We start from the raw sequence: 11,293 nt of genomic DNA, 5'->3' as shown, positions 1-11,293 counted from the left end.
ATCGGCTTCGGCAAGCTGCGCGAACGCTTGTTCTACGCCCGCTCCGCCACCGTCACCGCCGAATAGGCCGCTACTCGGCAGCCACCTTGTCCGCCGGTCCCGGTATCCATTTCAGCACCGGCTTGCGCGCCGCCCGCGTCTCGTCAAGGCGCCGGGCAGGCGCCAGGTAAGGCGCGCCCTTCAGCGTCTCGTCGCCCTGCGCCGCGCGCCGGGCAATGCTCTCCAGCGACGCACAGAACCGGTCCAGCTCCGCCTTGCTCTCGGTTTCGGTCGGCTCGATCAGCATCGCGCCATGCACCACCAGCGGGAAATACATGGTCATCGGGTGATAGCCTTCGTCGATCAGCGCCTTGGCAATGTCCAGCGTCTCGATCCCCTCGGCCGTGAACGCATCGGAGAACAGCGCCTCATGCATGCAATAGCCCTCAAAGGCGGGCGTCATCACATGCTTCAGCTTCGCCGCGATATAGTTCGCGTTCAGCACGGCATCCTCGGCCACCTGTTTCAGCCCGTCGGCGCCGTGGCTGAGAATATAGGCCAGCGCCCGCACGAACATGCCCATCTGGCCATGGAAGGCCACCATCCGGCCAAAGCTCTCGCTCGCCTCGCCGTCCACATCTTCCACCAGGCTGAACACGCCATCCTCGTTCTTCACCACGAAGGGCACGGGCGCATAGGGCGCCAGCGCCTCTGACAGCACGGTCGGGCCAGAGCCGGGCCCGCCGCCGCCATGCGGGGTGGAGAAGGTCTTGTGCAGGTTGATGTGCATCGCATCGACGCCCAGGTCGCCCGGCCGCACGCGGCCCACGATGGCGTTGAAGTTCGCTCCGTCGCAATAGAAATAACCGCCCGCCGCGTGGATCAGGTCGGCAATCTCCTTGATGTCGGTCTCGAACAGGCCGCACGTATTCGGATTGGTCAGCATGATGCCGGCAATGTCGTCAGACTGTGCCAGCTTCGCCTTCAGGTCGTCCATGTCGACCCGGCCGCGCTTGTTGGCCTTGATCTCGTCGACGATGAAGCCGCACTGCACCGCCGTTGCCGGGTTCGTCCCGTGCGCCGATTCCGGCACCAGAACGCGCGTCCGCGTCGCGCCCTCGCCGCGCGCGATCAGCGCCTGGCGGATCGCCAGCATGCCGCACAGTTCGCCATGCGCGCCCGCCTTCGGGCTCATCGCCACGAAGGGCATATTGGTCAGCGTCTTCAGCCAGGTCGCCAGCTCGTCGATCAGTTCCAGCGCGCCCTGCACGGTCGCCTGCGGCTGCATCGGGTGGATGTCGCCAAAGCCGGCCAGCCGCGCCATCTTCTCGTTGAGGCGCGGATTGTGCTTCATCGTGCAGCTGCCCAGCGGGAACAAGCCGAGGTCGATGGCATAATTGCGCTGCGACAGGCGCATGTAATGGCGCACCATTTCCGGCTCGGACAGGCCCGGCAGGCCGGTCGGCACTTTCCGCGCGACGCCGCCAAGGCGCCCCGTCCGGTTCTGCGGCGCAGGCAGGTCCACGCCGGTTGTCTCAGACGTCCCGATCTCGAAGATCAGACCCTCATGCTGCAACAGGCCGCGCGAGCCCGATACGGTCTCGATGGCGGCAACGGACGTCGATGTCGGCGCCGTGGGGCGGCCTTGCGTGTTCATGCTCATCACACAATCTCCTTCAGCGCCGCGGCATAGGCGGCAATGTCTTCCGGCGTGGTGCATTCGGTTGCGGCGCAGATGATCACGTCGCCCATATGCTCAGAGGGGAACAGGCGGCTTGCCCGCACGCCGCCGACAACGCCCGCCTCGTCCAGCATGGCCAGCACGGCCTCGGCATTCATCCTCGTGCGGAACGCAAACTCGTTGAAGAAGCGCGGCGTAAGGATTTCCACGCCCGGCACGGCCTCCAGCGCATCGGCCAGGTCACATGCCGCCTCATGGTTCAAGAGCGCGAGGTCGCGCAGGCCCTTGTCGCCCAGCAGTGTCATGTGCGCGGTGAAGGCCAGCGCGCAGAGCCCGGAATTGGTGCAGATATTCGATGTCGCCTTGTCGCGGCGGATATGCTGCTCACGGGTCGACAGCGTCAGCACGAAGCCGCGCTTGCCGTCGGCGTCCACCGTCTCGCCGCACAGACGCCCCGGCATCTGCCGCACCAGTTTCTCCGTACACGCAAAGAGGCCCACATAAGGCCCGCCAAAGCCGAGCGGCACGCCGATCGACTGGCCCTCGCCCACGGCAATGTCCGCGCCCATCTCGCCCGGCGGCGTCACGAGGCCGAGGCTGACCGCTTCGGTAAACACGGACACGAACAGCGCCTTCTTCGCGTGGGCCGCATCGGCCACGCCGGACATGTCCGTCACCGTGCCGAACACGTTCGGGCTCTGCCCGATCACGCAGGCCGTTTCATCGTCCACAGCATCTGCCAGCGCCATCTCGCCATCCACGGCGACAGGCAGGTGCACCGCCTCCAGCCCCTGCGCCTCGCACAGCAGCTTCGTCGCCGCCGCATAATGCGGGTGCAGGCCGCCCGACAGGATCACTTTCTTCCGGCGCGTCACGCGGCAGGCCATCACGGCTGCCTCGGCGCACGCCGTCGAGCCGTCATACATGGACGCATTGGCCACATCCATCGCCGTCAGCGCCGCCACCTGCGTCTGGAATTCGAACAGGGTCTGCAGCGTGCCCTGCGCGATTTCCGGCTGATAGGGCGTATACGTCGTCAGGAATTCAGACCGCTGGATCACCATGTCCACGCTGGCCGGAATGTGGTGCTTGTAGGCGCCGCAGCCGACAAAGAACGGGCCGGACGAGGCCGAGCGGTTCTTCGCGGCCAGCTTCGAGAGATGCCGCTCGACGGCCAGCTCCCCCTGATGGTCCGGCAGGCCGGCCACCTTGCCGCCGAGCCGGGCGCTTTCCGGCACATCCGCATAGAATTCATCGACGCTTTTCGCACCGATCACGTCCAGCATGGCCTTGCGGTCGTCATCCGTGAGGGGAAGGTATCTCATATGGCACTCGTCTCTTTCTCTCGTAACACCTCATCCTGAGCGAAGTCGAAGGACGAGGTGTTGGCTTGATGTGTGCCGCCCGCGCTCTTATCCTTCGACTTCGCTCAGGATGAGCGCTGCGGGGCAGCGGATTGGCTAAAGTCCCTTGCAGAATGCGGTATAGGCAGCTTCGTCCATCAAGCCGTCCAGCTCTCCGCTGTCGGACAGTTTGATCACGCAGAACCAGCCCTCGCCTTCCGGACTCTCGTTCACGGTCTCCGGCGCATCGGCCAGGGCGGCGTTCGCCTCGACCACTTCGCCGCTGACGGGCGCATAGACGTCGGACGCCGCCTTGACGCTCTCGACAACGGCCATGTCGTCGCCCTTCTTCACTTTCGTTCCGGCTTCCGGCGTCTCGACGAACACGACATCGCCGAGTTGCCCGGCGGCATAGGCCGTGATGCCTACCCGGCCAGTGTCGCCTTCGACGCTGATCCACTCATGGTCTTCTGTGTAATAGGTCGCCATGGGTCTCTCCCCCTGTTTAGCGTTTGTAATTGTGCGGCACGAAAGGCAGCGCGACGATCTCGCCGGGCCGCGCCTTGCCGCGCACCATCAGATCCACTTTTGTGCCGGGCGCCGCATGGGCCGCCGCGATATAGCCCATGGCAACCGGATGATCGACCGATGGGCCAAATCCGCCGGACGTCACCACGCCCACCGCCTTGCCATCCACTTCAATCGCGGTACCTTCGCGTGCCGGGGCCCGCTCCAGCGGGCGGATGCCCACCCGCTTCTCCGCCGGGCCATCCTTCAGCGCCGCCAGGATGCGCGCCGCGCCCGGAAAATTGCCCGCCTCGCGCCTTTTCTTCTGGATCACCCAGGCCAAGTCGGCCTCGACCGGATCGCGCGACGTATCCATGTCATGTCCATACAGGCACAGCCCCGCCTCAAGCCGCAGCGAATCGCGCGCGCCAAGGCCGATCATCTCGACCCGCTCATCGGTCAGCATTTCGTCGATCAGCGGCAGGCCCGCTTCCGGCGCCACCAGAACCTCGAACCCGTCTTCGCCGGTATAGCCGCAGCGCGACACGATGCAGCGCGTCCCGCTGAGCTCGAACGGCATGTGGTGCATGAAGGTCAGCTCTTCGCAGCCGGGAAAGAAATCGCGCATCACGTCCACGGCTTCCGGCCCCTGCAGCGCAAACAGGATGCGGTCATCGGCGCGCGTCAGCACGGCCTTGCCCGCAAGCGCCGTCTCGAAAATCGCCCAGTCCTGTTCCTTCACCGCGCCATTGACGACGATATAGAGACTGCCCTGCGCCTCATCGCCCAGCGGCCGCGTGATGATCAGGTCGTCAAGAATACCGCCCGCCTCATTCAGCAGAACGGTCAGGCGCGCCTGCCCCTGCTTCAGGCCGGCAATGTCGCTCGGCACCAGCGTCTCGACCAGCGCGGCAATCTTCGCATGCGCCTCATCACCGCCGCCAATGCCCTCCTCCAGCGACAGGAAGCACGGGCCCATATGGCTGACATCGAACAGGCCGGCATGCGTGCGCGTCCATTTATGCTCGTCCATCACGCCCATAGGGTACTGGACAGGCATTTCATAGCCGGCAAACGGCACCAGCTTGGCGCCCCGCGCCACATGCAGGTCGTAAAGCGGCGTGCGCTTCAGCGTCTCGGAGGGTTCGTCAGACATGGCGCCTTCAATCAAAAAGGTGACGGATCGGCGCGAGGCCGAAATATCCGTCGCCCCCGCTGTCCTGGGCGCCTGAGAGATTCCGCCGCCTCTTCGTTCAACGGCGCTCATCTTGAGCGAAGTCGAAAGACGAGCGCAGGCTTGCTCCTTCGGCGAGGCCTCGAAGGCCTCTTTCCAGCGTGTTGACCCTGTCCGGTCCTTTTGCCTGAGCGTTTCCGGGGCGGTTGCGCCTTCGGCGGCAGCCTCGAAGGCTGCTCTCTCCCGGGACAGAGTTGAATTGCGTTCGGAACTAGACCGGATTCGGCGGCCCGGCAAGCAGGCTACATCCGCTCCGGCACATCGATCCCCAGAATCCGCAACCCTGCCTCCAATTGGTGCAGCACTGCCGTGGCCAGCGCCAGTCGGCTCGCCCGCAGCGCCGGATCGGCCTCATTGGCAATCGGCAGCGCGCCATAGAAGGCACTGAAGGCCTGGCTGAGGCCGAACACATGCTCGCACAATATATGCGGCATCCGCTTCTCCCGCGCGCCCAGCAGCGCCGCGCCGAACCCGTCCAGCGCCAGCACAAGCGCCCGCTCCGCGTCATGCCCCACGGCAATCGCGCCCGGCCCGTTGCCATCGGCCTGCGCCCGCCGCAGCAGCGACTTGATCCGCACGGCGGCATACATCAGGTACGGCCCCGTCTTGCCCTCGAAACTGGTGAACCGGTCGAGATCGAACACGTAATTCGTCGTGCGCGTGTTCTGCAGGTCGGCAAAGCGCAGCGCCGCCACCGCCACCAGCCGCGCCACATTGGCCCGCTCCTGCGGCCCCATGTCCTCCGGTAGGTTCGCCGCGCCCAGCTTGCGTTCGGCCTCCTCGAACGCCATCGCGTTCAGATCCGCCAGCCGCAGCACGCCGCCTTCGCGCGTCTTGAACGGCTTGCCATCCGGCCCGTTCACTGTGCCGAAGCCGATATGCTCCAGGTGCCCCTCGTCAATCAGGCCGACCAGTTCGGCGGCCCGGAACACTTGCTCGAAATGCAGCGCCTGGCGCTGGTCGACGACATACAGCATACGCTCCGGCGTCGGGTGCATGTGCGCCATCCGGTCCTCGATCGTCGCCAAATCCGTCGTGTGATAGCCCGTCCCGCCGCGTGAATTCAGCAGCATGACCGGCGGCATCTCCTTCTTGTCGCTCTCCCGCGCGACATGCACGATCAGCGCGCCGTCGCTCTCTTCGGCAAGGCCCGCCTTGCGGAACTGTTCGATCAGGCCCGGGATCAGGTGATCGACATCGCTTTCGCCCTTCCACAGGTCGAACGAGACGTTCAGGAACGCATAATCCACCTTCAGCGCCGCCACCGACACGTCGATGAAATGCTTCAGCAGCGCACGGTAACCCGCCCGCCCCGCCTGCAGCTCGGCCACGGCATTCTGGGACCGCTGGTTGCGCGCCGGATCGTCCTTCGCCTTGGCAGAGGCCGCCGGATAGAGCCGCCCGAGATCCTCGATCGTCACCGGCGGCACATCCGGATACGGCCCGGTAAAGCTTTCGTCGAAATAAATGAGGTCCGGCTGCTCGTCATACAGCTCCGTGACGAGGTGGCCCATCTGCAGGCCCCAGTCGCCAAGATGCGTGTCGGAGGTCACCGTGTCGCCGAGGAAACGGAGCAGCCTTTGCAGCGTGTCGCCAATCACCGCCGAGCGCAAATGCCCGACATGCATGGGCTTGGCCACGTTCGGCCCGCCAAAATCGATCACGGTCACATGCGCGTCCGACGCCGGTTCGGCACCCGCCTTCGCGTCGGCCAGAATGTCAGTGGCACGCGCCGACAGCGCAGCGTCCGACACGCGGATGTTGATGAAGCCCGGCCCGGCCGCCTCTGCCGACAGGACCATCGGATAGGCTTTCAGCGCGTCTGCCACCGCCGCGCCGATCTCGCGCGGGTTCTTGCCGGCCGATTTGGCTGCGCCCATCGCGCCATTGCACTGGAAATCGGCAAGCTCAGGCTTGTCGGACCGGCGGACCTGGCCCCAATGGGCCTCCATGCCCATGGCTTCAAAGGCCGCCGATGCGGCCGCCGTCAGGTCTCGGATCAGGCTGGTCATGCTTACTGTTCGGCGTTGAGGAGGAAGCGCTTGCCCGCACGGTTGAATTCCAGCTGCTCCGGTGTCAGGTCAAACCCGACAAGGATCTCGAAGTTCGAGCCGGCGATCGATTCATCCAGCCGCGGAATCTCGATCCGGGCGATCGATTCCGTCCGGCCGTCCAGCTTCCGGCCGTTGAAATCAGCCTCGACATTGAAATATTCCTTGCCCAGCACCTTGCCGTTGCGCCGCGTCACCGCGACGAAATACGGATAGGCATGCGTGTCGCTGCGCGCGGCATCGCCCTTGCCGAAGGCAAAGTCGATTTCCATCTGCGCCACCAGCGGGTCCTTGTCCGCATAGCGGCAGAACATGCGCACATCCACGATTTCGGCCGTATAGGTGATGTTCGGATAGGTCTCATCCGTGCCATCGGCAAAGGCCACGTAGCGCGCCACATCATAGACCGCGCCGACCGGCGGGCATGGCCCGGCATTCTGGCGGCTGTCGAATACATCGGCGACCCGGGACTGGCATCCGACGAGCAGCGCCGCCGCGAAAAGTGTAACAAGTATGCGCATGCGTCGGCGTGTCCTTCTTGGCCTGCAGAAAAGGCCTGTCCATCTGTAGCTGGAGATGTGTTAAAGGGCTGCGCGCCTTGGCGCAACGTTGCAGAGGCAGGAGATCATTAAATGACTGACAGGCCCGCCCTGACCATACGTCTTGCCGCACCCCGCGGATTCTGCGCCGGGGTTGATCGCGCCATCCAGATTGTCGAGGAAGCGCTGAAGAAATGGGGCGCGCCGGTCTATGTGCGCCACGAGATCGTCCACAATGCCCATGTCGTCAGCCGCCTTGAGGCCATGGGCGCTGTTTTCGTTGAAGAACTTGACGAATGCCCAACCGACCGCCCGGTCATCTTTTCCGCCCATGGCGTGCCCAAATCCGTGCCGGCCGAGGCCGCTGCCCGCCAGATGATCTATGTCGATGCCACCTGCCCGCTTGTCTCCAAGGTCCATGTCGAGGCGGAACGCCACCACAATGAGGGCCGCGAAATCATCCTGATCGGCCATGCCGGCCACCCGGAAGTGATCGGCACGATGGGCCAGCTTCCCGGAGGCGGAATCACCCTGATCGAGACCGTCGCCGACGCCGAACGTTTCGTTCCGAAAGACCCTGACAACCTCGCCTTCGTGACGCAGACCACGCTGTCCGTGGATGACACGGCCGATATTGTCGCCGCCCTGCAGGCCCGCTTCCCCGCCATGTCAGCCCCCCACAAGGAAGACATCTGCTACGCCACGACCAACCGGCAGGACGCGGTCAAGGTCCTCGCGCCCGGCACAGGGCTCGTCCTCGTCATCGGCGCGGGCACCAGTTCCAATTCCGTGCGCCTGGTCGAAGTCGCCCTTCGGGCCGGCGCCGCCCGCGCCGAGCTTGTCGCCAGCGCCGACAATATCGACTGGTCATGGTTTGACGGCGTCACCACACTCGGCCTCACCGCCGGTGCCAGCGCCCCGGAAGACCTGGTCCAGGGCGTCATCGACGCCTGCCGCGCCCGTTTCGACGTCACGCTGGACAGTATCGAAACGGCCCGCGAGACCGTCACCTTCAAGCTCCCCCGCGTCCTCGCTGATCCCGCCTGAACGGCCTTACGCGTCCGGGCTCATGGCCCGGCAAAGGCCGCAAACCCGGCCACGAATTCGCGCAGTCTCTCCCGCGTCGACTCGTCTGTCAGATTGCCTTCGGCGTCGAACTGGTCGCCTGCCCGCGACACCATCAGCCGCCCCTCTAACCAGGGCCGCATGCCCAGCGTGCGGATAACCGGCAGCCAGTGATTTTGGCCGAGGATGGTGCCAAACCCGCCGGGCGACGCGCCGATGACCGCCACAGGCTTTCCGCCAAACACGTTCGGGCCGCGGGACGCCCAGTCGATACCGTTCTTGAACACGCCCGGCACGCCATTATTGTATTCCGGGGTAACCAGCAGCAGGCCGTCCGCCCGCTTGATCGCCTCCTTGAAGGCCTTCACCGCCTCGGGCAGGCCGTGCGCCGCCTCCTCGTCGCCGTCATACAGCGGAATGCCATGCAGGGTCATGCCGGTCAGCGTCACGCCATCGGGCGCCACCTGCTCTGCCGCGCGCATCAGCCCGGTATTGAACGATGCCTTCCGCAGGCTCCCGGAAACGGCAAGAATATGGGTCATGGGCAGCAGTCTCCTGATCAGCAATCCCCTCCTGTCTACCCCCAACCATCCCCCGCGCCCACCCTCGAAGCCCCTCACACTGCGCGTATAATCCACGCCGATGCCACCCTTCAGCCTCTTCTCGCCTCTCCCGGGCCTGCCCTGGTACCTCATGCTTCTCTGGCCGCTGATCTTCTTCCGGATCCAGCGCCTGAAAGCATGGTTCAGGCAAAACGGCGGCCCCGGCAGCCAGATGTTCCGGGGCGTCACGAAGACAGGCCGGGTCATCCTCATCCGGGCATCGGACGATCTTACCGGGCGTGGTCCATGCTCTTTTCGTGCACCCGTGTCGGATCGGCTCGCTGAGGCGCTATCTGGACCTTCGGGTCCGTGTCCCCTGCGCAGGCAGGGGGCGGGCTCAGCTGATGCCGCTGCCCGATACCTGACCCGGAATCCCCTCCCGAAAACCAGCAATCCACCCCCAAGCGCCCCAACAGGCGCCGCACGTGCAACCCCGTATTCAAATTCCTGTCATGATCTGCCATAAGCGCGGCCATGACTTATCGCGTTGCCGCCTTCTACAAATTCTTCGCCCTGCCGGACTTCGAAGCCCGCCGGGTAACCCTGGCCGAAACGCTGGGCGCAGCAGGCGTCAAGGGCACGGTCCTGCTCGCCGCCGAGGGCGTCAACGGTACCATTGCCGGCACAGCCGAGGCCATCGCCACTGCCCTCGCCGCCCTGCGCGCCCTGCCAGGCTGCGAGACGCTGGAAGCCAAGTTCGCCGAGGCCGATGAGATGCCCTTCCTGCGCCTGAAAGTGCGCCTGAAGCGCGAGATTGTTTCCATGGGCGTGCCGGGCACCGACCCCAACGCGATTGTCGGCACCTATGTCGCGCCTGCGGCCTGGAACGCCCTGATCACCGACCCGGACACCGTCCTGATCGACACCCGCAACGATTACGAGGTTGCCATCGGCACGTTCGAAGGCGCCATCGACCCGAACACGAAATCCTTCCGCGAGTTTCCGGACTGGTTCCGCGCCTTCCGCGAAAGGCTCGAATCTGAAGGCCGCAAACCGAAAGTCGCCATGTTCTGCACCGGCGGCATCCGCTGCGAGAAGGCGACGAGCTTCGTCAAGGCCGAAGGCATCGACCAGGTCTTCCACCTTGAAGGCGGGATCCTGAAATACCTCGAAACCGTGCCCGAGCCGGAGAGCCTCTGGCGGGGCGAATGCTTCGTCTTCGACGAGCGCGTCTCGGTCCGCCACGATCTCACCCCCGGCTCCTATGACATGTGCCACGCCTGCAAGCGCCCGCTATCAGAAGCCGATATGCAGCACGGCGCCTATGAGCCCGGCGTCTCCTGCCTCCACTGCATCAGCGAAATGACCGACGACCAGCGCGCCCGCTTTGCCGAACGCCAGAAACAGATCGACCTCGCAAAAGCGCGCGGCCAGAAACACATGGGACCGGAGGCACGCCGGAGCGAGGAGGCATGAGCCTGCCAGTGCTCTATTCCTTCCGCCGCTGTCCCTATGCCATGCGCGCCCGCCTCGCCCTCGCGGTCAGCGGCGCCGCCATCCGCATCCGCGAAGTCGTCCTGCGCGACAAGCCGGCCGCCATGCTCGCCGCCAGCCCGAAAGGCACCGTCCCGGTCCTCGCCCTGCCGGATGGCACGGTGATCGATGAAAGCCTCGATATCATGCACTGGGCGCTCGCCCGGAACGATCCCGAAAACTGGCTCGCCAGCGACCCGGCCGGAACCGCCGCACTGATCGCCCAGTGCGACGAGCCCTTCAAACACGCGCTGGACCGCTACAAATACCCAGACCGCTACGACGGCGTCGACCCGCTCGCCCAGCGCGCCGCCGGGCTCGCGATCCTGCAGCAATGGGACACCTGCATCGCTGCCTCAGGCGGCCAACTCCTCGCCCCTCACCGCACCCTTGCGGACATGGCCATCTTCCCCTTCGTGCGCCAGTTCGCCGCCACAGATCGCGACGGGTTCGCCGCGCAGGACCTGCCCGCGCTACAGGCATGGCTCGCCGGTCACCTCACCAGCCCGCTGTTCAAATCGGTCATGACAAAGCATGCCCAGTGGCAGCCCGGCGCCGCAGAGCCCTTGCTGGCACAGGCCATCTGACCCCCTTGAAAAATTCTGCGGGAGGCGTAGATACGCCGACCTTGGTTCGGAGTGTGGCTCAGCCTGGTAGAGCACTGCCTTCGGGAGGCAGGGGTCGGAGGTTCAAATCCTCTCACTCCGACCATTCGCTCATCAGGACATCACCCGGCCAGCACGGCCCGAACCGCTGCCAGCGCCTCGTCCGCCTTGTCCGCATCCGGCCCGCCGGCCTGCGCCATGTCAGGCCGTCCGC

10 protein-coding genes, 1 tRNA gene and 1 riboswitch are annotated in these 11,293 nt (G+C 65.3%); of the genes, 4 read left to right on the top strand and 7 right to left on the bottom strand.

Annotation, left to right across the window (positions count from 1 at the left end; genetic code table 11):
* Window positions 1–70 precede the first annotated feature (70 nt).
* The 6 genes from gcvPB to VR74_RS08185 all read right to left on the bottom strand — a co-directional run bounded on the left by gcvPB (window position 71) and on the right by VR74_RS08185 (window position 7,316).
* Window positions 71–1,642 carry an aminomethyl-transferring glycine dehydrogenase subunit GcvPB gene (gcvPB, locus tag VR74_RS08210; RefSeq protein ID WP_045695822.1) on the bottom strand — a complete coding sequence of 524 codons (1,572 nt, stop codon included), beginning with the start codon at window positions 1,640–1,642 and terminating at the stop codon, window positions 71–73.
* Entirely contained in the window at window positions 1,642–2,985 is a 1,344-nt protein-coding gene (gene gcvPA / locus VR74_RS08205) for an aminomethyl-transferring glycine dehydrogenase subunit GcvPA (protein WP_045695820.1), read from the bottom strand. The genes gcvPB and gcvPA overlap by 1 nt, the downstream gene beginning before the upstream one ends.
* 135 nt (window positions 2,986–3,120) lie before the next feature.
* Window positions 3,121–3,492: a glycine cleavage system protein GcvH gene (gcvH, locus tag VR74_RS08200; RefSeq protein ID WP_045695819.1), complete on the bottom strand. Its 372-nt coding sequence runs from the start codon at window positions 3,490–3,492 to the stop codon at window positions 3,121–3,123.
* Between the two features lie 16 nt (window positions 3,493–3,508).
* Complete coding sequence (gene gcvT, locus VR74_RS08195) at window positions 3,509–4,666, bottom strand: glycine cleavage system aminomethyltransferase GcvT (RefSeq protein ID WP_045695823.1); 1,158 nt, start codon at window positions 4,664–4,666, stop codon at window positions 3,509–3,511.
* A 183-nt stretch (window positions 4,667–4,849) separates the two neighbouring features.
* Window positions 4,850–4,941: riboswitch (glycine riboswitch) on the bottom strand.
* Window positions 4,942–4,986: 45 nt separating this feature from the next.
* Complete coding sequence (gene argS, locus VR74_RS08190; protein WP_045695818.1) at window positions 4,987–6,756, bottom strand: arginine--tRNA ligase; 1,770 nt, start codon at window positions 6,754–6,756, stop codon at window positions 4,987–4,989.
* Between the two features lie 2 nt (window positions 6,757–6,758).
* Window positions 6,759–7,316, bottom strand: a complete 558-nt coding sequence (locus tag VR74_RS08185) for a hypothetical protein (protein WP_045695817.1) — start codon at window positions 7,314–7,316, stop codon at window positions 6,759–6,761.
* Window positions 7,317–7,427: 111 nt separating this feature from the next.
* On the opposite strand from VR74_RS08185, the gene ispH reads away from it, so the two are divergent.
* Entirely contained in the window at window positions 7,428–8,381 is a 954-nt protein-coding gene (ispH, locus tag VR74_RS08180; RefSeq protein WP_045695815.1) for a 4-hydroxy-3-methylbut-2-enyl diphosphate reductase, read from the top strand.
* A gap of 20 nt (window positions 8,382–8,401) precedes the next feature.
* On the opposite strand, the gene VR74_RS08175 is transcribed toward ispH, so the two are convergent.
* Window positions 8,402–8,941 (bottom strand): NADPH-dependent FMN reductase, encoded by a 540-nt coding sequence (locus VR74_RS08175; RefSeq protein ID WP_045695813.1) that lies wholly within the window; start codon window positions 8,939–8,941, stop codon window positions 8,402–8,404.
* A gap of 534 nt (window positions 8,942–9,475) precedes the next feature.
* Here VR74_RS08175 and VR74_RS08165 point away from each other — a divergent pair.
* The 3 genes from VR74_RS08165 (at window position 9,476) to VR74_RS08155 (ending at window position 11,185) form a co-directional block, all read left to right on the top strand.
* Window positions 9,476–10,417 (top strand): rhodanese-related sulfurtransferase, encoded by a 942-nt coding sequence (locus VR74_RS08165; RefSeq protein ID WP_045695809.1) that lies wholly within the window; start codon window positions 9,476–9,478, stop codon window positions 10,415–10,417.
* Entirely contained in the window at window positions 10,414–11,061 is a 648-nt protein-coding gene (locus VR74_RS08160; protein ID WP_045695807.1) for a glutathione S-transferase, read from the top strand. The genes VR74_RS08165 and VR74_RS08160 overlap by 4 nt, the downstream gene beginning before the upstream one ends.
* A gap of 47 nt (window positions 11,062–11,108) precedes the next feature.
* A tRNA-Pro gene (locus tag VR74_RS08155) sits at window positions 11,109–11,185 on the top strand.
* The last annotated feature ends 108 nt before the right edge of the window (window positions 11,186–11,293 follow it).

It is taken from the genome of Hyphomonas sp. BRH_c22 (assembly GCF_000961795.1).
In the GTDB taxonomy this organism is placed as follows: domain Bacteria; phylum Pseudomonadota; class Alphaproteobacteria; order Caulobacterales; family Hyphomonadaceae; genus Hyphomonas.
The sequence above is the reverse complement of the archived record's forward strand: the minus strand, read 5'-3'. Positions and strand labels throughout refer to the sequence as shown.